This is a genomic window from Streptomyces shaanxiensis, assembly GCF_039537145.1.
GTDB classification, from domain to species: domain Bacteria; phylum Actinomycetota; class Actinomycetes; order Streptomycetales; family Streptomycetaceae; genus Streptomyces; species Streptomyces shaanxiensis.
Window position 1 is genome coordinate 50,614 of record NZ_BAAAZY010000007.1, and the last position, 21,235, is coordinate 71,848.

Consider the following 21,235-nt stretch of genomic DNA (forward strand, 5'->3'; position numbering starts at 1 on the left):
TGGTTAGTCGAGGCGGCTGGCCTGGCGGTGGGCTGCGCCTCGCTCGGCGTGGGCCCAGGCCAGGGTCGGGTCTAGGTCGAGTGCAGCGGTGAGGTCAGTGATGGCTTGGTCGAAGTGGCCCGCCTCACGATGGGCTGCACCGCGAGAGGCGAGGGCGAACGGGTATTCGGGTTTGAGGTCGAGTGCGGCGCTGAAGTCGGTGATGGCTTGGTCGAAGCGGCCGGCCTCACGGTGGGCCTCACCGCGTTCAGCGAGCACCCCGGCAAGGCTGGGGTCGAGGTCGAGTGCGGCGGTGAGGTCGGTGATGGCTTCGTCGGAGCGGCCCTGTAGGCGGTGGGCGAAGCCTCGCTCGGCGTGAGCCCAGGCCAGGGTCGGGTCTAGGTCGAGGGCGGCGGTGAGGTCAGTGATGGCTTCGTCGAAGCGGCCCGCCTGACGGTGGGTCTGACCACGAGAGGCGAGGGCCCAAGCGTATTCGGGGTGTCGGTCGAGTGCGGCGGTGAAGTCACTGATGGCTTCGTCGAAGCGCCCCGCCAGACGGTGGGCTTCACCGCGAGAGGCGAGAGCCTGCGGGTATTCGGGGTCTCGGTCGAGTGCGGCGGTGAAGTCACTGATGGCTTCGTCGAAGCGCCCCGCTTCGCGATGGACTACACCGCGTTGAACGAGGGCCCACAGGAATTCGGGGTTGAGGGCGAGTAGGGCGGTGAAGTCACTGATGGCTTCGTCGAAGCGGCCCGCCTCGCGATGCGCTTCTCCGCGTTGAGCGAGGGCAAACGGGTATTCGGGGTCTCGGTCGAGTGCGGCGGTGAGGTCAGTGATGGCTTGGTCGAAGTGGCCTGCCAGACGGTGGATCTGACCGCGAGAGGCGAGGGCAAACGGGTACTCGGGGTTGAGGTTGAGTGCGGCGTTGAAGTCAGCGACGGCTTCGTCGAAGCGGCCCGCCTGACGGTGGGTCTGACCGCGAGAGGCGAGGGCGAACGGGTCTTCGGGGTTGAGGTTGAGTGCGGCGTTGAAGTCAGCGACGGCTTCGTCGAAGCGCCCCGCCTCACGGTGGGCCTCACCGCGAGAGGCGAGGGCGAACGGGTCTTCGGGGTTGAGGTCGAGTGCGGCGTTGAAGTCCGTGATGGCTTGCTCGAAGCGGCCGGCCTCACGGTGGGCCTCACCGCGTTCAGCGAGCACCCCGGCGCGGGTGGGGCCGAGGTCGAGTGCGGCGGTGAGGTCGGTGATGGCTTCGTCGAAGCGGTCGACCTGGCGGTAGGCGAAGCCTCGCTCGGCGTGAGCCCAGGGCAGGGTCGGGTCTAGGCCGAGTGCGGCGGTGAGGTCAGTGATGGCTTCGTCGAAGCGCCCCGCCAGACGGTGGATCTGACCGCGAGAGGCGAGGGCCCACGCGAATTCGGGGTTGAGGTCGAGTGCGGCGTTGAAGTCCGTGATGGCCTCGTCGAAGCGCCCCGCCAGACGGTGGGCTTCACCGCGAGAGGCGAGAGCCCACGGCAACTCGGGGTTGAGGTCAAGTAGGGCATTGAAGTCAGCGACGGCTTCGTCGAAGCGGCCCATATCGAGGTGGGCTTCACCACGTTGGGCGAGGGCCCACAGGTCCTCGGGGTTGAGGTCGAGTGCGGCGTTGAAGTCCGTGATGGCTTGCTCGAAGCGGCCCGCCTCGCGATGAACTTCACCGCGACGACCAGGTGCATCCTCAGGGCCGATGTCCGGACCTGCTGCGGCCTGCGGCTGCACAGAAGGAAGGGCGGACGGTACTTCGGACGGCGCTTCTGACGTCGATGTTTGAGGGGCGAGAGACCGCAGGCTCGCGGTGGCGGCGGTTGACACGCGTTTGCTGTCATCGTCGGTGAGGTGGCGGAGCTCATCGAGGACGATGCTGCGCACCACATCGTTGCCGACGCGGAGCAAGCGGGCGAGCCCATCGAGTGCGGCAAGCCGGTCCTCAGCTATCGGGCTGGTGAGGGCATTGCGCAGGTGGACAGGCAGGGCCCAGTTGATGTTGCGGGCTATGACGATGCGGCCCTCGACACTGTCCTGTTTCTTGGGCCGCTGCTGCGGCATCTCCTCGACGACTCGGTCGTGAACATAGCCATAGAGTTCGTCCAGGGTGATGTCGCCGTCGCCATCGAGGTCCGCGCTGCCCTCGCGCAGCCCCTCCACAAGGTGGCGAGTGAACACCGACTGCACCGCCTGCCCGTGCACCTGGTTCCCCTCGAACGAGAACTGGGTCGCGTCCGATGCAGTCAGCACAGTTCGGCCGCGAGCGTGGAAGCGTTCCAGCGTGTGCACCGCAGTGTCGGCCTTGGCGATCCTGCCCTCCGGGAACGCCCCGCTGTAGCAGCAGTCGAGAATCAGCACCTTTTGCCGGGACACGGATCCCACCATGGCCTGATCAATCTGCTCGGCGGACAGCGCCGTGAATAGCGGACAATCGTGGCGGCTGTTGGCCATCGCCAGGTAAAGCCGACCGTCATCGTCCTTGATCCCGTGGCCTGTGAAGTACAGAAGTGTGAGGTCGTCGCGGCGTCGGTCATGGTAGAGGTCGTTGACGGCCTCGCCGACGATGTAATGAGGTTGGTTCACCAAGGTGGTGACCTCGAACCCGGCGACGTCCGGGTTGCGCAGTACGGCGGCGAATGCCTCCGCGTCGTGCACCGGGGTGGTCAACTGCCGCAGAGCGCTGTCCTGGTACTCGTACGTGGCGACAAGTAGCGCCAGCCGGCGGCCCATGGCTAGCCGCCTGCGTGGCGACGGATATACGCATCGATCAAGTCGCGCCGCTCGGCGTTCGAAGCCCTCTCCAGTTCGATCGTGTCACCGTTGATAGTCAGTGACACACGATGCCGTGCGGAGGACCTGCCGAGCCAATCGCGTACGGTCTCGATAAGCGTCGCGAACACGCCGCCGGACGCACTCATCGCCACCATGATGGCTCCGAGCGTGACAGGATCTGCGGCCTTCGCACCGTCTGGAGCGGGGACGCTTGGGCCAGGACGCACCCACTCGACATCCAGATCGGCAATCTCCGATCTCAGCCGACGGGACACCCGTTCCCCCGTCTCCGGCTCCACATCAGGATCTGGCGCGACGACCAGCAGCACTTCCATCAAATCGTCCACCCGCTGATCTGCTGGGTGACTTCTCTGTGAAGCGTCGTCGTCATACATGTGCCCATCCCCCAAGGCAAACCCCCACAAAATTCCTTATTCCAGTATGCCGCCAATCGGCCCTGGCAGCGAGTTGGCCGCATGCTGGCTACCGCATTCGTGGAACGCCAGAGTCGACTGTGATCGCCATGGGCAATGGCGCAACCCCCCTGTGGCTCTACTACTAGCAACTCCGGATTCAGTGGGCGTCAGCCGTGCGCCGGTAGTGAGCTGCGTTAGTGATCTGGTCCTTGTCCGCCAGCCCTATGCCTGTGGCGCTGGGCGGGGGTCACCGTGGGGCAAGCCGATGTACGCGGACGGACGCCTTAGGCGACTGGCGACTCGGTCCGTCACTTCGCCGTACTCGAGCGCTCCCTCCGGTGGACATGCAAGGAAGCCCACGGCAACGCGCGCCTCAACAGCCCTGGAGAAATCCTGGAGACCATCTTGAGATGGTGGCTCGGGAGCGCCACCGGAGACCGACCCTGGCCGACGGCCTGACCTGCATCTTTGGCACGGCTCCCAGGTCGGCGATCTTCCAGGGCCTAATTCGGGACGAAGAGGTCGTGGGTTCAAATCCCGCCACCCCGACAGTGGAGTACCAGGTCAGGGGGCCGATCCGCCCAACGGATCAGGCCCCTGACTCGTGTGCGTGACTAAAGGACCCAACAAAGCCGTTGGACGTGGCGGTGGGTGATCAGGCAGGCGGCGAGTTGGAGGAATGCTTTGTGGATGTCGTCGCGGCGTTCCCAGCGGATGCGCAAGCGTTGGAAGCCGTGGAGCCAGGAGATCGTGCGCTCGACGACGTAGCGGAAGTGCCCAGGCCGGAGCCTAATTCGCCCCGGATTACCGGACAGTTTGTTCAGCGAGAAGACATGGCCTCTGAACTGCGGAAATAAAGAGCGGCAGACGAGTCGGGCTATACGCCGGGTTCTGTTCCCCAGGGTCCTCGCGGCCCCCGGGGCGACGGCCATCCATCTAGGACCGGCGTTACCACCGGCCTCCTGCGGTCTACCCGCGGACTCGGGCGGGCAGCCCTCGAACGTCCGCGCAGAGCGCGCTTTTTACGGCGGCTCCTCTTGACCTTGCTCCGGGTGGGGTTTACCTAGCTACCCAGGTCGCCCTGGGCACTGGTGGTCTCTTACACCACCGTTTCACCCTTACCCGGCGCCGAAGCGCCGGGCGGTTTGCTTTCTGTGGCACTGTCCCGCGGGTTACCCCGGGTGGCCGTTAGCCATCACCCTGCCCTGTGGAGCCCGGACGTTCCTCGGGAAGCCCCTGAAGGGACTCCACGCGGCCGTCCGCCCGGCTCGTCTGCCGTGTGGACCATGTTACCGGCCTGCGGGGGGCTGCCGTCGCCAGGACGGATCCGGCGAGGATCAGGGCGAACGCGGCCAGCACCCCTGCCGTCAGGGGCTCGTCCAGGAACAGGGCCCCGGCCGCCACCGCGACCGCCGGGTTGACGTACGTGAAGACCGTCGCCCGCGTCGGGCCGACCTCCTTGATCAGTTCCAGGAACGCCACGAAGGCGACCGCCGTGCAGATCACGCCGAGGGCGGTCAGGGCCGTCAGGGCCTCGGTCGAGGGCATCGAAGACGGCCAGGTCAGCGCCGCCGCGGGGGCGTACACCAGCGCCGCCAGAGTCAGGCAGGCCGCCGTCAGGTGGAGGGACGGCACGTCCCTCAGCCAGCGCGCCGCGATCAGCGGGGCCGTCGCGTAGCCCAGCACCGTCAGCAGCACCTCCGCCAGTGAGCGGGCGTCGCCGCCGGTCAGGTGCGGGACCGTGAGGGTCGCCACGCCGGCCAGGCCCAGGGTGAGGCCGGTCAGGCGGCGGACGCCCAGGTGTTCCGTGGTGCCGAAGAAGCGGGCCAGCGCGACGCCGACGATCGGCACGCCCGCGATCAGCAGGCCGGCCGTGGAGCTGGAGAGGTGGCGCTCGGCGTCGGTCAGGGTCCACCAGGGGCCGATGATCTCTATGCACGCGAAGGCCAGCATCGGGCGCCAGTGCGTCCGGACCGTCCGGGTCAGGCCTCCCTGGCGTACCGCGAAGGGGAGCAGGAGGGCTGCGGCCAGTGCGCAGCGCGTGAACACCACCACCGACGGGGAGACCTCCCCCACCGCCACCTTGATCATCAGATACGGGACGCCCCAGACCACGCCCATCAGGGCGAACAGAAACCAGCCGCGTGCAGTCATGCGGCGAGTTTCGGCCCCCTCACGTTCCCGCGTCTTGAACGCTGTTGCGGTACGCCGCCGGGGTCACCCCGAGGACACGGCGGAACCAGCGGGTGAGGTGCGCCTGGTCTGCGAAGCCGACGATTCCCGCGACTTCGGCCGGCCGGAAGCCGGACTCCAGGAGGCCGCGTGCCCGGGCCACCCGGTACTGGGCCAGCCAGGCGTACGGCGGTATCCCCATCGTCGTACGGAAGGCACGCAGGAGCTGGTAGCGGGACAGGCCGAGGTCGGTGGCCAGGGCCGCGAGTGAGGGTGGGGACGTGAGCTCGTCGGCCAGGCGGTCGCGGACCGTCCTCGCTATGTGGTCGGCGCCTGGCACGGAGTCGTCCGCCGCGCGGGCCGTGGAGTGGCGGCGGGCCAGGGCGGTCAGGAGCCAGGGGATACGGGACTCCGCCTCCAGCGGGTCGGGGCAGGCGGCGAGTTCGGCGTGTGTGATGCGCAGCGCGGTGGACAGGTCGGGGTCGTCGAGGAGGGGATCGCGGAAGTGTGGGGCGGCGGTGCCCAGGGCGCCGTCCGTCAACAGCGAGGTCTCGGCGTACAGGGCTCGGTAGGCGTAGCCGCCGGACTCGGCCGGCCCGCCCGTGTGCATTTCTCCCGGTGCCAGTACGACGATGGAGCCCAGGCCGGGGCGTATGCGACCGCCCCGGTAGTCGATGATCTCGCTGCCGCCGACGCACACGCCGATCGTGAACTCGTCATGGGCGTGGGGGGCGTACACGTGCCGGTCGAAGCGGGCCGTCAGAAGGTCGAGCGGGGGCCCACCTCGGCCCAGCCGCGCTCTGGTCCACCGCGCCTGTTCGCCCACTTCGCACCCCCCTGGCCCGTGGGTTCGCAACCCGATGGCCTACGACTTCACAGCCCCTGGCTCATGACTTCCCAACCCTCACTCATCAAAGGGTCAACCACTGCGAGCCCGGATTCCATGCCGCCGGAGGCATCCGCTTGACCCTGCCGCAACGTCAACGTTTCTACTGATCCCATGCGGATCGGAGAACTCGCCGCCACCGTCAGCGTCACCACGCGCACGGTGCGGCACTACCACCATCAGGGGCTGCTGCCCGAGCCGGAGCGGCGGCCGAACGGGTACCGGGAGTACACGCTGCGGCATGCCGTCGTGCTGGCGCGGATCCGGCGGCTCACGGAGCTGGGGCTCGGGCTCGCGGAGGTGCGGGACGTGCTCGCCGAGGATGCCGGGAAGGATCTTGTCGAGGTGCTCACGGAGCTGGATGAGGATCTCGCCCGGCAGGAGCACGCCATCCGGGAGCGGCGGACGCGGTTGCGGGCGCTGCTGGAGGCGGAGGGCGGGCTGCCCGCCGAGGGGCCGGTCTCGCCCCAACTAGCCGCTCTTTTCCGGGACATGGCCCACGTGTCCGACTCCCCCATGGCCGCCAAGGACCGCGAGATGCTCGCGCTGATCGAGACCACGGCCGATCCCGAGGGGCGGGAGCAGCTCATGGGCGCGCTGGGGAGTGCGCTCGACCGGCCGGGCGGCAAGGAGCGGGCCGTGGCCGCCTACGCCCTGCTCGACGAGCTCGCCGACGCCGACCCCGCCGACCCGCGCGTGGACGAGGCGGCCCGTGCCCTCGCCGACTGTCTGCCCCGCGATCTGCTCCCGGAGACGTTGGAGGTCGACCCCGACAACAGTTTCCTGCGCGCCTTCTACGCCGACTTCGCCCCGGCACAGGCGGAGGCCATCCGTCGCACCTTGCGTCTGCTCATGGAAGGGGATGGACCGTGATGCGCACCGCGCTCGTCCTTGTCCGGCACGAGCTGCGGCTCGTCGTCAGTCTCTGGCTGTGGGCCGCCCGGCGCCGGCACGGGCTCGACGAGGGCACCGCCTTCGGGTACTCGCGTGGGCAGGGCACGATGATGCTGGGATTCGGATTCGTGATCGTGATCGAGTCGATCATGATGTCCGTACTGCTGCGGAACCACCCGGCCGTGCAACGGGCGTGGTTCATGCTGGACATGTACACCCTCCTGATCATCATCGGAATGCACGCCGCCTCCGTCGTACGGCCGCACGTGCTCGACGCCGGTTCCCTGCGCGTCCGGCGTGCCGCGCACGTCGATCTGCGCATACCGCTGGAGAAGATCGCGCACGTGCGGCGCGAGTTGCGCACCACCCATGAGCGGGCCGACGGTGAGCTCAACCTCGCCATCGGCGCTCAGACGACCGTGACGCTCGAACTCACCGAGCCCGTCGCCCACTTCACTTTCCTGGGCCGCCGGCGGGACATCCGGCTCGTGCGCCTCCACGCCGACGATGCCACCGACCTCGTACAAGCGATCAAAGCGAGCAAAGCAACCAACGCGATCAAGCCGGCGTGAACCTCACCTTCGCCGCAGCCGGATCCGCTTGCTTGAGGCGGACCCTGATCCGCTCCCCGAGCGGCAGCGCGTCCGTGCCCTCCAGCCGGCCGATCACCGCCGGAGACTCCAACTGCACCACCCCTACGGCGGGTTGGCGCTCCGCCACCTCCACCACCCAGCCGTCGAACTCCTCCCCCACCCGGTCCTTCAGCAGCGCCGCCTCCACGATGTCGACGCACCCCCGCTCGACCGTGCCCGCGCGCCGCGCCCCCTCGGTCATCCGGGCGGGCAGCGCGTCGAGGGCGGCCTCCACCCAGTCGGGCACCGGTCGGCCGGCCGCCGCCGCGAGGCAGATCTCGGCGGCGTAGCGGTCGGCGAGGCGGCGCAGGGGGGCCGTGCAGTGGGCGTAGGGGGCGGCCACGGCGGAGTGTGTGGTGATGGGCGGGAGGGCTCCCGCCCGGAAGACCGTGTAGCCGGCGCCGCGCAGCAGAGTCGTGCATTCCTGGAGGAACGCCGCGTGGTGGGGGCGGTGCGGGTCGAGGGAGCGGACCAGTTGGGCGTACGAGACGTGGTGCGGCCAGTCGATGTGCAGGGCGTGCGCGGTACGGCGCAGGCGGCCTACCGCGCCGTCGGGGGCGGCGGGGAGGGTGCGCAGGATGCCGGTGCCTGCCGACAGCATCAGGTCGGCGGCGGCCATGCCGGTGAGCAGGGAGATCTGGGCGTTCCAGCCGTCGGCTGGGTGCGGGGCGCGATAGGCGAGCTCGTAGGTGTGATCGTGAGCGCGCTCGACGATCTCCTGCTCGGGTACGAGGAGCGAGATCCCGCCCCGCTCCACCTCCAGCCGCTCCCGCGCCTCCCCGACCTCCTTGAGCAGTGCGATCGGTTCCTCGGCGGTCCCCGCGTCGATCTCCTTCTGCACACCCGCGTAGTCGAGCTTGGCCCGGCTGCGGACCAGGGCACGACGGACGTCGACCGCGAGCGTACGGCCCTCCGCGTCGAGGTCGATCGTCCACAGGACCGCCGGCCGGACCTGGTCCGGGAGCAGGCTCGCCGCACCCTCGCTCAGCGGCTCGGGATGCAGGGGGATCCGCTCGTCGGGGAAGTAGAGGGTGGTGACCCGCCGGTGCGCCTCGCGGTCGAGCGCGCCCGACGGTACGACGAAGGCGGCGACGTCCGCGATGGCGTACCGGACGCGGTAGCCGGTGCCCTGCCGGAACAGGTGCAGCGCCTGGTCGAGGTCGGTGGAGGCGGGCGGGTCGATGGTGAAGAAGGGGATGTCGGTGGCGTCGTAGGACGGAAGGGTGGGAGCCTTCGCGACCCGCTCGGCCTCCTCCAGCACATCCGGAGGAAAGCTCTCGACGACGCCGAGTTCGGTACGCAGCGCGGTGAGGGCGGCCCGGAGGGGGGCCTCGGGGGCGCCGGTCACGCGGATGTGGCGGCGGGGCATGGAACGAGCGTAGGACCGAGGCCGTGCGGGGGCACGCCGTACGCTGTCGCAGAGCGCAACCGAAGGAGATCACCCGTGCTTGTCCTGCTGCCTCCCTCCGAAGGAAAGGCATCCTCCGGCCGTGGCGCCCCGCTGAAGCTGGAGTCGCTGTCGCTGCCGGGGCTCAACGACGCCCGCGAGGCCGTCCTCGGCGAGCTCGTCGAGCTGTGCGCCGGTGACGAGGACAAGGCGCGGGACGTACTCGGGCTGAGCGAGGGGCTGCGGGGCGAGGTCGGCAAGAACGCCGAATTGCGGTCGGCCGGAGCGCGGCCCGCCGGGGAGATCTACACGGGCGTGCTGTACGACGCCCTCGACCTGGCGTCTTTGGACGCCGCGGCGAAGAAGCGGGCGGCCCGGTCGCTGCTCGTGTTCTCGGGGCTGTGGGGTGCGGTCCGCGTCGGCGACCGCATCCCCTCCTACCGCTGCTCGATGGGCGTGAAGCTGCCCGGCCTCGGGGCGCTCGGCGCGCACTGGCGGGCGCCGATGGCGGAGGTGCTGCCCGAGGCGGCCGGGGACGGGCTGGTACTGGATCTGCGGTCGGCGGCCTACGCGGCGGCGTGGAAGCCGAAGGGCGAGGTGGCCGGGCGGACGGCGACGGTACGGGTGCTGCACGCGCCGACCCGGAAGGTCGTCAGCCACTTCAACAAGGCGACGAAGGGGCGGATCGTGCGGAGCCTGCTGTCGGCCGGGGCCGCGCCGAAGGGCCCGGCCGAGCTGGTGGAGGCGCTGCGGGACCTCGGGTACGAGGTGGAGGTGGAGGCGCCGGCCAGGGCCGGGAAGGCGTGGGCGCTGGATGTGCTGGTGGCGGAGATCCACTAGCGGGACCCACAAGAGGCGCGCATTGCAACATGCGCAATGACCTTTGCGCATGTTGCTCACCATCGGCAGGATGAGCGCATGGCCTCTCCCCTGCCCGCCTCCGTGCTGGATCTCGCGCCCGTCGTGCCCGTCGTCGTCATCGAGGACGTCGCCGACGCCGTACCGCTCGCGCGGGCGCTCGTCACCGGCGGGCTCCCCGCCATCGAGGTGACGCTGCGGACGCCCGCGGCACTGGACGCGATCCGGGAGATCGCCGCCGAGGTACCGGAGGCGGTGGTCGGGGCCGGCACGGTCATCACGCCGGACCAGGTGAACGCCTCCGTCGCCGCCGGGGCGCGCTTTCTGGTGAGCCCGGGCTGGACGGACGTACTGCTGGATGCGATGCGCGCGTCCGGGGTGCCGTTCCTGCCGGGGGTGTCCACCACGTCGGAGGTCGTGGCGCTCCTCGAGCGCGGGGTGCGGGAGATGAAGTTCTTCCCGGCCGAGGCGGCGGGGGGTACGGCGTACCTCAAGTCGTTGAACGGGCCGTTGCCGCAGGCCCGTTTCTGCCCGACGGGCGGGATCGGTCCGGCGACGGCCCCCGACTATCTCGCACTGCCCAACGTCGCGTGCGTGGGCGGGAGTTGGATGCTTCCGGCGGACGCGGTGGCCGCGCGGGACTGGGGGCGGGTCGAGGCGCTGGCGCGGGAAGCGGCCAGCCTCAAGGGTTCACGCGCGCAGGTGTGACGTGTCGTTGAAGAGCCGCACGCTCGCGTTGCCGTCGGCGTAGTACGCCACCGCCGAGAGGGAGGCCGCCGAGAGTTCCATGCGGAACAGGGACTCGGGCGGGGCGCCCAGGGCGAGGCGTACGAGCGTCTTGATCGGGGTGACGTGCGTGACGAGCAGGACCGTGCGGCCGGTGTACGCCGCGATCAGCTTGTCCCGGGTGGCGGCCATGCGGGTGGCCGTCGCGGCGAAGCTCTCGCCGTCGCCGGTGGGGCGGGCATCCGGGTCGGCGAGCCAGGCGTTGAGGTCGTCCGGGTAGCGCTCGCGGACCTCACCGAAGGTGAGCCCCTCCCAGGCGCCGAAGTCGGTCTCGCGCAGGCCGTCGTCGATGCTCACGTCGAGGCCGAGGTGGGCTGCGACGATGCCGGCGGTCTCCCGGGTACGGGTGAGGGGCGAGGCCACGATGTGCTGGATCGTGCCGCGCCGGGCGAGGGCGGCGCCGACGCGCTCGGCCTGCTCCCGGCCGACGTCGGAGAGGGACGGGTCGGTACCGCCGCTGCCGGAGAACCGCTTCTGGGGGGTGAGGGGGGTCTCGCCGTGGCGGAGCAGTACGAAGGTGGCGGGTGCGCCCATGTCGGCGGGGGCCCAGCCGGACGAGGGCGCGGCCACGGTGCGCGCGGCCCTGACATCGGCCTCGGCCTTGGCGGGAGCAGCAGCGGAAGGTGCGGAGGGAACGTCCTTGGCACGGCCCTCCGCCAGCGCCGCGCGCGCTCGTGCCGCGCCGGCGGAAGCGTCCCCCGGCGGACCGGACGGCTCGGGCTCAGCCGCGGCCTTCGCGGCCCTCGCAGCCCTCGCGTCGGCCGCCACCAGTTCCGCCGTGGAAGCCGCGGCCGACCACTGTTCCCCACGCTTCCCGGCGTCCATCGCCTCGTTGGCCAGCCGGTCCGCGTGCTTGTTCTGCTCCCTCGGGATCCACTCGTACGTCACCTGCGTCGGCGGCAGGACCCGTGCCGCCTCGAACGCCAGCGGCTTCATGTCCGGGTGCTTGATCTTCCAGCGGCCCGACATCTGCTCGATGACCAGCTTGGAGTCCATGCGGACGTGGACCGCGGCCGTGGGGTCGAGTTCGAGCGCGGCGCGCAGGCCCGCGAGCAGGCCCCGGTACTCGGCGACGTTGTTGGTCGCGACGCCGATGTACTCGGCGGCCTCGGCCAACGTCTCCCCCGTCGCCGCGTCGATCACGACCGCACCGTAGCCCGCGGGCCCCGGGTTGCCCCGTGACCCGCCGTCGGCCTCGACGATGAACTCCCGCACGGCACAGTCTCCTAGAGGCCCGACTCGGCCGTACGCACCAGGATCCGGCGGCAGTTCTCGCACCGGACCACCGTGTCGGGCGCGGCCGCACGGATCTCGCTCAGCTCGGTGATGGCGAGCTCCTGGCGGCAGCCCTGGCAGGTGCGCTGGTACAGCTTGGCCGCGCCGATGCCGCCCTGCTGCTCGCGCAGCTTCTCGTAAAGCTTGAGGAGATCGGCCGGGACGGCGCCCGCGACCACCTCGCGCTCCTTGGTGACCGTGGCCACCTCACCGTCGATCTCCTCGAACGCGGCGTCCCGGCGGGCGGTCGCGTCGTCGACCTTCCCCTGCACGGCGCCGACCCGCTCGGTCAGCTCGGCGACCCGCTCCTGCGCGGACTCACGGCGCTCCATGACCTCCAGGACGATGTCCTCCAGGTCACCCTGCCGCTTGGCGAGGGAGGCGATCTCGTGCTGGAGGTTCTCCAGGTCCTTCGGGGAGGTGATGGCGCCGGAGTCCAGGCGCTGCTGGTCGCGGGCGGCGCGCTGGCGCACCTGGTCCACGTCCTGCTCGGCCTTGGTCTGGTCGCGGGCGCAGTCGCTCTCCTCGGTCTGCGCGGCGACGAGCAGGTCGCGCAGCTGGGTGTGGTCCTTGGTCAGCGACTCGATCTCGGCGTGCTCGGGCAGCGACTTCCGCCTGTGCGCGAGCTGCTGCAGGCGGACGTCGAGGGCCTGGACGTCGAGAAGTCGGATCTGGTCGGCCGGCGCGGCGTTCAGTTGGGGGCTCCCGTGGTGCTAGAAGACGAAGGGGCGCGCGAAGCGCTCGTTGGAAGGGCGGTGGTGGGCGACGGGCGGGCGGACGCCGCGTGGGCGGTCCAGGGGTCGGTGACCGTCTTCGAGACGTGGACGCGCAGGTCCCATCCGTGCCGGTCGGAGATCTCGTCGAGCTGGGCGGCAGCCAGCTCGCACCAGGGCCATTCGGTGGCCCAGTGCGCCGCGTCGAGCAGCGCGAGAGGACTTTGTGCCACGGCCTCCGAGACGGGGTGGTGGCGGAGGTCCGCGGTGAGGAAGGCGTCGACCCCGGCCGCCCGTACCTGGTCGAAGAGGCTGTCGCCGGAGCCGCCGCTCACGGCGATCGTGCGGACCGTCGCCTCGGGGTCGCCGGCCACGCGGATGCCCTGCGCGGTGGCGGGGAGGCGCTCGGCGGCCCGGGCGGCGAGTTCGCGGACGGTGAGCGGGTGGTCGAGCTCGCAGACACGGCCCAGGCCCCGGCGGCCGTCCGGGTCGGTCGGGTCCGGCACCAGCGGCCGTACGACCCGCAGGTCCAGCGCACCGGCCAGCGCGTCGCTGACGCCCGGGTCGGCCGTGTCGGCGTTGGTGTGGGCCACGTGCAGCGCGATGTCGTTCTTGATGAGGGTGTGCACGACCCGGCCCTTGAAGTGCGTCGCCGCGACCGTCGTCGTACCGCGCAGGTAGAGCGGGTGGTGGGTGACCAGCAGGTCGGCGTCCAGCTTCACCGCCTCGTCCACGATCTCCTGGACCGGATCGACGGCGAACAGGACCCGGGAAACCTCCTGGTCGGGGTCGCCCACGACGGTGCCGACCGCGTCCCAGGACTCGGCCCGCTCGGCGGGCCACAGGTTCTCCAGCGCGGTGATTACTTCAGACAGACGGGGCACGAGGAACAGGCTACCTGGCTGGTCCGTACGGCTGTACCGGCGCCGGAGCAGCGGGATCCGTCCCCCGGGGCCGTCCTCTGTCCGTCCTGTGGCCGCCCCATGGCCACCGTGCCGCCGCCCGCGTGCCACTCCCCGGCCGCCCACCAGTGCCACTCAGCACAACCGCCCCCGTTTCCTCAGGCGAATCGTTCCTGGGCCACCCCTTTGTGTGAAGGGAACCTCGCCGATCCCACGCCTGTGCGTGCGAAAACTAGCTTCGTGACCGGAGGTGACCGAACCATGACGGCCTGTGCGATCGAACCCGCGGCGGAGCACGAGGACGGCGACGCGCCTCGGGCGGAATGCACCATCACGGCGGACGGTTCCTACGCCGCCCGCCTCGCGCCTGCCGGCGACTGCTGGTTCCCGGAGCGCTGGACCCTGGACGGCCCCGAGCCCTACGCCGTGCCGCTGCCCGCCCACCAGCCGGAGGAGCCCGGCACCGAGGTGCAGCCCATGAGCGACGGGCGGGTCCTCATCCGCCGCCCCACCGACGGACGGCACGTCTTCTCACTGCTGTATCCGACCGGGCCCGGCACGGGTGAGCTGCTGCTGGGCGCGGTCCAGAGCCCGCAGGAGGGGACCGGGTTGCGGATGCTGCCCCCGGCACCCGGCGGCGACACGGCGTACGCCCTCGCGGTGGGCCGGCGCTCCAGCGCGGTGTGGCTGGTGGCGGGAGGTGCCTTCGGTCCTGAGCAGGTCGCGGAGGTGCCGGGGCGCTGCTCGGGCGGGGTGTGGCTGGACCGGGGCGGGCGGATGCTGGCGCTCGACCGGGAGTCCGGGGGACGCACGAAGGCCGTCGTGGTCGACCTCGGGCGGGGCGGTGAGGTGTCGCCGCTGCTGCAGATCGCGGACCACAGCGACGACCGGCTGCTGCTCGCCGACCCGGACAGCGGGCTGCTGCTGATCCGGTCGGACGCGCCGTCGCCGGGGCAGGAACGGTTGGGCTGGGGGGTGCTGGGCAGCACGCTGCCGGTGCGCTTCCCGGAGTGCCTGCGGCTGCCCGAGTGCGCGGTGACGCCGTTCGCGATCCAGCCGGGGCAGGTGCTGACGCCGGAGAGCTGCGGGGTGGCGCTGCGCATCGGCGGGCCTGTGGGCAGCTGGGTCGGGGTGTGGCGGCCCGCCGAACGGCAGGTACGTCATCTTGCGGCGCCCGACGGGTGGTTGGCGGGTGCGGGGTTGTGGACGCGGGACGGAGTGCTGCAACTGCCGTATGCCACGCGGGAGGTGCCGTGCGGGGTGGCACGGGTCGAGGTTCCCTGGGAGGAGGAGACTTCGGCGGGAGCCGGGCCGGAACCCGAGCGGGAGTTCTCGCGGGAGCCGGAGCGTTCGTGGGAGCGGGGGCCGGTGATGTCGTGGGAGCGGGCGTCGGAGGTGTCGTGGGAGCGGGCGCCGGAACCGCAGCCGTCACGGGAGCTGGAGCCGGGGCCGGAGCCGTCGGAAACAGACCCTGCGGATCCCGTTCCTATGCGTCCCGTGCCGTTGCAGCAAGCGCCGTTGGGCGGTCTTGTAACGAAGTAGTGGCGGTTGGCGTGGGCGCCTGGATTTGGCCCATGGTCGGCCGGTTAAACTCGCCCGGCTGTAAGAAAGATCATGTTGACGGGGTGAGTTTTCCGATGAGCAACGCCAGCACGACCCAGACGGGGCCGGCCGACGTTCACGACGTTCAGAAGGTCTCCGGTCACGGCAGGCACAGGGGCCCGGTTTCGGCCCACGACAGCGAGACGGCCCCCCGCGGCCGTCACCGCAAGCCGGTCGAGGAGACCGAGACGGCAGCCTGACGCCGACGCCGCACGGCCCCGCCCTCCACCACGAGGGACGGGGCCGTTGCTGTACGTACTCCCCTACGCCCCCGCTCCCTTACGCCCCCACTCCACTTCCTTACGCCCGTTTCAGCCCGAGCACCTCCACCGCCCCGAACGTCTCCCCGGACGGCCGCTCCGCGTAGTGCGGGGTGAGCAGCGCGTCGAGCTCGTCGTAGGTGAAGGCCTCCTGCTTGCTGTCGAACTTGGCGGCCACCCGCGGCCGTTCGACGATCGCCACCATGCCGCCGTGCACGACGAGCAGCTGGCCGTTGACGCGGGCGGCGGACGGTGCCGCCAAGTAGCCCACGAGCGGGGCGACATGCTCCGGGGCGAGCGGATCGAGGCCGTCCTCGGGCTGGTCGAGGCCGGCGAAGACGTCCTCGGTCATGCGGGTCCGGGCGCGGGGGCAGATGGCGTTCGCGGTCACGCCGTACTTGGCGAGGGCGAGGGCCGTGGAGGTGGTGAGCCCGATGATCCCGCCTTTCGCCGCCGCGTAGTTGGGCTGTCCGGCGGACCCGGCGAGGAACGCCTCCGACGAGGTGTTCACGATCCGCCCGTACACCGGCCCGCCCGCCGCCTTCGACCGCTCGCGCCAGTGGGCGGCGGCGAAGCGGGTGGTGTTGAAGTGGCCCTTGAGATGGACTCGGATGACCGAGTCCCACTCCTCCTCCGCCATGGAGAAGACCATGCGGTCGCGCAGGATGCCCGCGTTGTTGACGAGGATGTCCAGCTTGCCGAACTCGGTGATCGCCAACCCGACCAGGGCGCGGGCCTGTGAGAAGTCGGCGACGTCCCCGGTGTGCGCGAGCGCCTTGCCGCCCGCCGCACGGATCTCGGCGGCCACCTCCTCGGCGGGCCCGGCGGAGGCCTCGCCCGAGCCGTCGCGACCGGGCCGGCCGTAGTCGTTGACGACGACGGCCGCGCCGAGCCGAGCGAGCTCCAGCGCCTCGGCCCGGCCGAGACCACGCCCGGCGCCGGTGACGATGGCGGACAGACCCTCAAGTGGCAGTGACATACGGCCCCTTCGTACGAACTCTTCGGACGAACCCTTCGACGTCAGATCTCGATGCAGGTGCGCAGCGCCGTGCCCGTGCGCATCTGGTCCAGGGCCTCGTTGATGTCGGCGAGCGGCACACGGTGGGTGATCAGGCCCGACAGGTCGATCCGGCCGGCCCGCCAGAGCGCGATCGTCCGCTCGTAGGAGCTCAGGACGTCGCCGCCGCCGTACATGGACGGCAGGATCCGCTTCTCGTCGAAGAACAGCTCGAACATGCTGAGCTGGAGGAAGTCGTCCAGGGCGCCCGCGCCCACGATGACGAGGGTGCCGCCGCGCCGGGTGTTCTCGTACGCCGTCCTGGCGGTGGCGGACCTGCCGACGACCTCGAAGACGTAGTCGAAGCCCTCTCCGGCGGTGACCTGCTGCTTGGCGTCGGCCAGCTCGTCCGGGGAAACGGCCCTGGTCGCACCGAACTTGAGGGCGGACTCGCGGCGCGAGGCTACCGGGTCGACGGCGACTATCTCCGCCGCCCCCTTGAGCCGGGCGCCCTGGATCGCGGAGATGCCGACGCCCCCGCAGCCGATGACGGCGACCGACGAACCGGCTGCCACGTCGGCGGTGTTGAGGGCGGCGCCGAGTCCGGTGGTGACCCCGCAGCCGATGAGGGCGGCTATGTCGAAGGGGACGTCGTCGGGGATCGGCACCGCGCAGCCCGCGTCGACGACGACCTCCTCGGTGAAGGTGCCGGTGCCGGCGAAGCCGAAGACGTCACCGCCGGGGCGCTTGAAGTTGGGGGTGCCGGCGTTCATGAACCCGGCCAGGCACAGCTGGGTCTGGCCGCGCTTGCAGGCGGGACAGGCACCGCAGGCGGGCAGCCAGCAGACGACGACACGGTCGCCCGGCTTCAAGTGCCGTACGCCCTCCCCCACTTCGAGGACCTCGCCGGCCCCCTCGTGCCCCGGAACGAAGGGCGCGGGCTGCGGCAGCACCCCTGCCATCGCGGACAGGTCGGAGTGGCACAGCCCGGTGGACCGTACCCGGATCCGCACCCTGCCGGGTCCGAAGCCCACCGCCTCGACGTCGTCGAGGACCTCGAGCTTGTCCTGGCCGATCTCGTGCAGTACGGCTGCTCGCATGGTGCGGCTCCCTTCCGGAGTACGGCGTGAGGCGTATCAGGAGTGAGGCGTACAGGGCGGTACAGGTCTGTGCTGTGCAGGGCAGTACAGGTCTGTACAGGGCAGTTCAGGGCTCAGGTGTGTTCGACGATCGTGTCGGCGAGGACGGGCGCGTCGCCCCGCTCCACGGCCCCCACCTCCACCCGGACCCGGCCCTCCTGCCGCCACATGCGGATGCGCAGGGTCTCCCCCGGGAACACGACCCCGGCGAACCGTGTGACATACGACCGCACCCGGGTCACGTCCCCGCCGAGCAGCGTGTCGACGACCGCCTTGAGCGTGATCCCGTAGGTGCACAGCCCGTGCAGGATGGGCCGGTCGAATCCGGCGATCTTGGCGAACTCCGGGTCGGCGTGCAGGGGGTTGAGGTCGCCGGAGAGGCGGTAGAGGAGGGCCTGGTCCTCGCGGACGGGCCGCTCGACGACCTTGTCGGGGTCGCCGGCCGGTGGTTCGAGGCGGGCGGAGGGGCCGCGGTCGCCGCCCCAGCCGCCCTCTCCGCGTACGAAGATCTGCGCGTCGTTGGTCCACAGCGGGCCGTCGGCGTCGGCGACCTCGGTGCGCATGACGAGAACGGCCGCCTTGCCCTTGTCGTAGACGGCGGCGATACGGCCGGTGGCAGTCGCCGTGCCCGCCACGGGCACCGGGCGATGGACGGTGAGCGACTGCCCGCCGTGCAGGACGCGAGCGAGGTCGACCTCGATGCCGGGCATGGACAGGCTGCTGATCACGCCGGGTGAGCCGGCGCCGGCGACGGTGGCGAAGCTGGGCAGGACGTGCAGCCGGGACTCCAGGGTGTAGCGCAGTTCGTCGGGGTCGGTGGCCGGTCCGGCGATGTCCGGGCGGGCGCCCGCGCCGATGCCGAGGTGGTAGAGCTGCACGTCCTTCGGTGTCCAGGAGATCTCGCCGGTCCGGGGTTCGGCGGCTATTGCCTTGGCGGCGTCGATGGGCATGGGGCTCCTGACAGAACGGGGCATCCGGCAGATCGGAACATCCAGCAGATCGGGGCATCCGGCGGATCGGGGCATCCAGCAGATCGGGCAAGACCTCGGTACGACCGTCCGCACCGTCGGCCGCACCGAGGTCGTCACGGGCCGTTCTAGAACGCGTTCCAGTCCGGCGACCTCTGTATAGCCGAGCGCACTGCAGTTGTGAAGACTCCTGACGCTTCATCAGATGGGGTTCGCCGGGTTGGGGGTGCCGGCCTTCTGCCCTGCCGGAGTGGGTGGCGGCGCCTCCTCATCACCGACGCCGTCGGGCTGACGTGATCGCGGCGGGCGGCGCGACCCGAGAACCGCTGCCCCAGGGTCGCGCCACCCCGGCTCTCACCTGCCCCGCTCCCCATACGCTGGCCCCGTGAACGAAATGCCCCGGGACCACCGGCCCGCGAAGTCCATCAGGGTCCTGCTCGCCGAGGACCAGGGCATGACGCACGGGGCGCTCGCCTTACTGCTCGGGATGGAGCCGGACATCACGGTCGTGGCGCAGGTGTCGGCCGGCGAGGCCATCGTGGACGTCGCCCTCACGCACCGCCCCGACGTCGCCCTCCTCGACGTCGAACTCCCGGGCCGGAGCGGCCTCGACGTCGCGGCCGACCTGCGCGACCAGGCGCCGGACTGCCGGGTCCTGCTCCTGACCACCCACGGCCGCCCCGGCCACCTCCGCCGGGCCATGGACGCGGGCGCCGCCGGTTTCCTGGTGAAGGACGCCCCGGTGGAGGAGCTGGTGACCGCGATCCGCCGGGCCCTGACCGGCGAGACGGTCATCGACCCGGCCCTCGCCGCCACCGCCCTCGACGCCGGGCCCAGCCCGCTCACCCCGCGGGAGTGCGACGTCCTCCGGGCTTCGGTGGACGGCGCGACGATCACCGACATCGCCGCCCGACTCCACCTCTCCGAGCCGGCGGTCCGCGACTGCCTCTCCTCCGCCGTCGCCAAGACCGGTACCCGCGAGCGGACGGAGGCGCTGCGGGCGGCCCGGCGGCAGGGGTGGCTGTAACCGCGGCCTCAGGGACGATTCACGTGCCGGCTACTTCGTCACCCCCACCGACTTGTACTCCGTCCCCTCCGGCGCCACGCACACGAACCAGTTCACCGGTGACTGTGCCGCCGGGCGGATCGCCGGAAGGTCGGTGGCGAGGGTTTCGTTCTCGGGGACCGTGTGAAGCTCGGTCGTCGTGCCGTTCTTCCAGGTGCAGGTGACCTGTTGGGCGGTCGGGGCGACCTGGCCGATGACGAGACGGTTGGGGCCGCCGTCGGCTTTGGGGTCCAGGGGGATCGCGGCGGACTGGAGGTCCTTGCCGGAATCGGGGGTGTTCTCGTCGAAGACGCCCAGCGCGATGCCCCCCGTCTCGCCGTCGCCGTACGTCCGGTTCACGAAGTACGCGCTCTTGCCGATCAGATCCGAGGCCTTGTCCACCGGCCGGCTCCCGTATGTGGCCATGGCCTCCCACTGGGCCTGCGCCTGGCCCGCGTCGCGCGGCGCGGACCACACGTCGATGGTGACCCACCAGTCCTCGCCGTCGACGGTGCCGGTCGCGAGCGTCGTCCGCTCCGGCGGGTACACGTTCTGCACCGGCGGTGCCGGCACCTGCGTCGCCACCTGCGCGCCCCGGCTGCCGTTCCCGCCCGGCAGCCCTGCCACCGCCAGCGTCCCCGCCGAGCCGACCAGCGCCAGGGCCGTCGCCGTCGCCACCGCCCAGCGGCGGGCCCTGCGGCGGCGGCCGCCGCGGAGTACCGCGTCGTAGGGGGCTATGCCGATCTCGACCTCGTCCGCGGCGTCGGCCAGCAGGAACGCGATGTCCCTGTTGCTCATGTCGTGGCTGGTCATGCCGTGGTTCGTCTCCCGGTCCGCGCTCATCAAGCCCGCCCTCCCTGCGTCACCATCTCGGCCAGTCCGGGTATGGCGCGGAGCTTCGCGATCCCCTTGGCCGCGTTGCTCTTCACCGCGCCGACGGAACAGCCCATCGCCTCTGCCGTCTGTGTCTCGGTCAGGTCCTCCCAGTAGCGCAGCACCACCGCCTCCCGCTGCCGCGGCGGCAGTTGGGCGAGCGCCGCCAGCAGGGACCTGCGGTCCTCGGCCCGGGCGATGCGGTCCTCGGTGTCCGCCACCTCCCGCACCAGGCCGGAGTCGTCCTTCGGCGCGAGGAACTCCCTGAGCCGTCGGCGGTGTTTGCGTGCGTGCGCGTTGATCATCACGCGCCGTACATAGGCCTCCGGGTCGTCGGCCGAGCCGACTCTGCGCCAGGCCACGTAGACCTGTTCGAGCGTCGACTGGACCAGGTCCTCCGCGGCGTGCTGCTCCCCCGTGAGGAGAAATGCCGTCCGCATCAGCCGCGGCCAGCGGCCGATGACAAAGCTCTGGAACTCCGTGTCCCGAGCCGCCTTGCGATCCCCCATGGGCACCTCCTTGATATTCAAAGGAGTCCATGAGCCGCCCGGACCGTTGCCTCAGTACGCAGAACTTTTCAGGACCCGAGGGTCGTCAGGACGCGGAGGTTGTCAGGACCCGAGGGTCGTCAGGACGCGGAGGTTGTCAGGACGCGGAGGTT

General features: G+C 70.9%; 18 protein-coding genes, 1 other RNA gene and 2 pseudogenes. 6 read left to right on the top strand and 15 right to left on the bottom strand.

Annotated features, from left to right (window positions below; translation table 11 throughout):
• Positions 1-3 precede the first annotated feature (3 nt).
• The 6 genes and pseudogenes from ABD932_RS09360 to ABD932_RS09385 all read right to left on the bottom strand — a co-directional run bounded on the left by ABD932_RS09360 (position 4) and on the right by ABD932_RS09385 (position 6,183).
• Positions 4-2,727, bottom strand: coding sequence for a caspase, EACC1-associated type (locus tag ABD932_RS09360; RefSeq protein WP_345010587.1), 2,724 nt, complete (start codon positions 2,725-2,727; stop codon positions 4-6).
• Positions 2,728-2,729: 2 nt separating this feature from the next.
• Positions 2,730-3,164: an effector-associated constant component EACC1 gene (locus tag ABD932_RS09365; protein WP_345010589.1), complete on the bottom strand. Its 435-nt coding sequence runs from the start codon at positions 3,162-3,164 to the stop codon at positions 2,730-2,732.
• Between the two features lie 635 nt (positions 3,165-3,799).
• Positions 3,800-3,970, bottom strand: a pseudogene (locus ABD932_RS09370) (transposase); the annotation flags it as partial.
• 79 nt (positions 3,971-4,049) lie between these two features.
• An RNA gene (gene rnpB, locus ABD932_RS09375) (RNase P RNA component class A) lies at positions 4,050-4,456 on the bottom strand.
• Positions 4,457-4,559: 103 nt separating this feature from the next.
• Positions 4,560-5,339: pseudogene (locus tag ABD932_RS43945) on the bottom strand (DMT family transporter); the annotation flags it as partial.
• Positions 5,340-5,358: 19 nt separating this feature from the next.
• A complete protein-coding gene (locus tag ABD932_RS09385; RefSeq protein WP_345010593.1) occupies positions 5,359-6,183 on the bottom strand; it encodes a helix-turn-helix domain-containing protein in 825 nt (274 codons plus the stop codon).
• Positions 6,184-6,357: 174 nt separating this feature from the next.
• Here ABD932_RS09385 and ABD932_RS09390 point away from each other — a divergent pair, with 174 nt between their 5' ends.
• Together ABD932_RS09390 and ABD932_RS09395 are read left to right on the top strand one after the other, a co-directional pair.
• Complete coding sequence (locus tag ABD932_RS09390; RefSeq protein ID WP_345010595.1) at positions 6,358-7,116, top strand: MerR family transcriptional regulator; 759 nt, start codon at positions 6,358-6,360, stop codon at positions 7,114-7,116.
• The gene (locus tag ABD932_RS09395) at positions 7,116-7,709 is read left to right on the top strand and encodes a hypothetical protein (protein WP_345010597.1); all 594 of its coding nucleotides are present in this window, start codon (positions 7,116-7,118) and stop codon (positions 7,707-7,709) included. The genes ABD932_RS09390 and ABD932_RS09395 overlap by 1 nt, the downstream gene beginning before the upstream one ends.
• On the opposite strand, the gene ABD932_RS09400 is transcribed toward ABD932_RS09395, so the two are convergent.
• A complete protein-coding gene (locus tag ABD932_RS09400) occupies positions 7,696-9,138 on the bottom strand; it encodes an RNB domain-containing ribonuclease (protein WP_345010599.1) in 1,443 nt (480 codons plus the stop codon). The genes ABD932_RS09395 and ABD932_RS09400 overlap by 14 nt on opposite strands.
• 75 nt (positions 9,139-9,213) lie before the next feature.
• On the opposite strand from ABD932_RS09400, the gene yaaA reads away from it, so the two are divergent.
• Positions 9,214-9,996 carry a peroxide stress protein YaaA gene (yaaA, locus tag ABD932_RS09405; RefSeq protein ID WP_345010601.1) on the top strand — a complete coding sequence of 261 codons (783 nt, stop codon included), beginning with the start codon at positions 9,214-9,216 and terminating at the stop codon, positions 9,994-9,996.
• Between the two features lie 78 nt (positions 9,997-10,074).
• Positions 10,075-10,722 carry a bifunctional 4-hydroxy-2-oxoglutarate aldolase/2-dehydro-3-deoxy-phosphogluconate aldolase gene (gene eda, locus ABD932_RS09410; protein WP_345010603.1) on the top strand — a complete coding sequence of 216 codons (648 nt, stop codon included), beginning with the start codon at positions 10,075-10,077 and terminating at the stop codon, positions 10,720-10,722.
• On the opposite strand, the gene ABD932_RS09415 is transcribed toward eda, so the two are convergent.
• Genes ABD932_RS09415 through ABD932_RS09425 form a run of 3 tightly spaced genes read right to left on the bottom strand, consistent with a single transcriptional unit; the run spans position 10,705 to position 13,672 of the window.
• A complete protein-coding gene (locus ABD932_RS09415; RefSeq protein ID WP_345010605.1) occupies positions 10,705-12,015 on the bottom strand; it encodes a bifunctional RNase H/acid phosphatase in 1,311 nt (436 codons plus the stop codon). The two genes, eda and ABD932_RS09415, sit on opposite strands and share 18 nt — an antisense overlap.
• A gap of 11 nt (positions 12,016-12,026) precedes the next feature.
• Positions 12,027-12,770 carry a zinc ribbon domain-containing protein gene (locus ABD932_RS09420; protein ID WP_345011470.1) on the bottom strand — a complete coding sequence of 248 codons (744 nt, stop codon included), beginning with the start codon at positions 12,768-12,770 and terminating at the stop codon, positions 12,027-12,029.
• Complete coding sequence (locus ABD932_RS09425; RefSeq protein WP_345010607.1) at positions 12,767-13,672, bottom strand: Nif3-like dinuclear metal center hexameric protein; 906 nt, start codon at positions 13,670-13,672, stop codon at positions 12,767-12,769. The genes ABD932_RS09420 and ABD932_RS09425 overlap by 4 nt, the downstream gene beginning before the upstream one ends.
• Positions 13,673-13,951: 279 nt before the next feature.
• Between ABD932_RS09425 and ABD932_RS09430 the strand changes: the two genes are divergently transcribed.
• Positions 13,952-15,232 (top strand): hypothetical protein, encoded by a 1,281-nt coding sequence (locus tag ABD932_RS09430; protein WP_345010609.1) that lies wholly within the window; start codon positions 13,952-13,954, stop codon positions 15,230-15,232.
• A gap of 360 nt (positions 15,233-15,592) precedes the next feature.
• Here the strand turns inward: ABD932_RS09430 and ABD932_RS09435 are convergent, their stop codons facing one another.
• The 3 genes from ABD932_RS09435 to ABD932_RS09445 form a co-directional block, all read right to left on the bottom strand.
• Positions 15,593-16,531: a 3-oxoacyl-ACP reductase gene (locus ABD932_RS09435; protein WP_345010611.1), complete on the bottom strand. Its 939-nt coding sequence runs from the start codon at positions 16,529-16,531 to the stop codon at positions 15,593-15,595.
• A 41-nt stretch (positions 16,532-16,572) separates the two neighbouring features.
• Complete coding sequence (locus tag ABD932_RS09440; RefSeq protein ID WP_345010613.1) at positions 16,573-17,649, bottom strand: Zn-dependent alcohol dehydrogenase; 1,077 nt, start codon at positions 17,647-17,649, stop codon at positions 16,573-16,575.
• 113 nt (positions 17,650-17,762) lie between these two features.
• On the bottom strand, positions 17,763-18,638 hold the full coding sequence (locus ABD932_RS09445) for a MaoC/PaaZ C-terminal domain-containing protein (RefSeq protein ID WP_345010615.1): 876 nt from the start codon (positions 18,636-18,638) through the stop codon (positions 17,763-17,765).
• A 412-nt stretch (positions 18,639-19,050) separates the two neighbouring features.
• On the opposite strand from ABD932_RS09445, the gene ABD932_RS09450 reads away from it, so the two are divergent.
• Entirely contained in the window at positions 19,051-19,683 is a 633-nt protein-coding gene (locus ABD932_RS09450) for a response regulator (protein ID WP_345011472.1), read from the top strand.
• Between the two features lie 30 nt (positions 19,684-19,713).
• Here ABD932_RS09450 and ABD932_RS09455 read toward each other — a convergent pair whose 3' ends face one another.
• Both ABD932_RS09455 and ABD932_RS09460 read right to left on the bottom strand, forming a co-directional pair.
• Complete coding sequence (locus tag ABD932_RS09455; protein WP_345010616.1) at positions 19,714-20,544, bottom strand: hypothetical protein; 831 nt, start codon at positions 20,542-20,544, stop codon at positions 19,714-19,716.
• Positions 20,544-21,083 (bottom strand): SigE family RNA polymerase sigma factor, encoded by a 540-nt coding sequence (locus ABD932_RS09460; RefSeq protein ID WP_345010618.1) that lies wholly within the window; start codon positions 21,081-21,083, stop codon positions 20,544-20,546. The genes ABD932_RS09455 and ABD932_RS09460 overlap by 1 nt, the downstream gene beginning before the upstream one ends.
• Between the last annotated feature and the right edge of the window lie 152 nt (positions 21,084-21,235).

Bases quoted from the DNA above. Each gene is read 5' to 3' on its own strand.
- ABD932_RS09360 (WP_345010587.1), bottom strand. From the start codon at position 2,727: ATGGGCCGCCGGCTGGCGCTACTTGTCGCCACGTACGAGTACCAGGAC.
- ABD932_RS09365 (WP_345010589.1), bottom strand. From the start codon at position 3,164: ATGTATGACGACGACGCTTCACAGAGAAGTCACCCAGCAGATCAGCGG.
- ABD932_RS09390 (WP_345010595.1), top strand. From the start codon at position 6,358: ATGCGGATCGGAGAACTCGCCGCCACCGTCAGCGTCACCACGCGCACG.
- ABD932_RS09395 (WP_345010597.1), top strand. From the start codon at position 7,116: ATGCGCACCGCGCTCGTCCTTGTCCGGCACGAGCTGCGGCTCGTCGTC.
- ABD932_RS09400 (WP_345010599.1), bottom strand. From the start codon at position 9,138: ATGCCCCGCCGCCACATCCGCGTGACCGGCGCCCCCGAGGCCCCCCTC.
- eda (WP_345010603.1), top strand. From the start codon at position 10,075: ATGGCCTCTCCCCTGCCCGCCTCCGTGCTGGATCTCGCGCCCGTCGTG.
- ABD932_RS09430 (WP_345010609.1), top strand. From the start codon at position 13,952: ATGACGGCCTGTGCGATCGAACCCGCGGCGGAGCACGAGGACGGCGAC.
- ABD932_RS09435 (WP_345010611.1), bottom strand. From the start codon at position 16,531: ATGTCACTGCCACTTGAGGGTCTGTCCGCCATCGTCACCGGCGCCGGG.
- ABD932_RS09440 (WP_345010613.1), bottom strand. From the start codon at position 17,649: ATGCGAGCAGCCGTACTGCACGAGATCGGCCAGGACAAGCTCGAGGTC.
- ABD932_RS09445 (WP_345010615.1), bottom strand. From the start codon at position 18,638: ATGCCCATCGACGCCGCCAAGGCAATAGCCGCCGAACCCCGGACCGGC.
- ABD932_RS09450 (WP_345011472.1), top strand. From the start codon at position 19,051: ATGCCCCGGGACCACCGGCCCGCGAAGTCCATCAGGGTCCTGCTCGCC.
- ABD932_RS09455 (WP_345010616.1), bottom strand. From the start codon at position 20,544: ATGAGCGCGGACCGGGAGACGAACCACGGCATGACCAGCCACGACATG.
- ABD932_RS09460 (WP_345010618.1), bottom strand. From the start codon at position 21,083: ATGGGGGATCGCAAGGCGGCTCGGGACACGGAGTTCCAGAGCTTTGTC.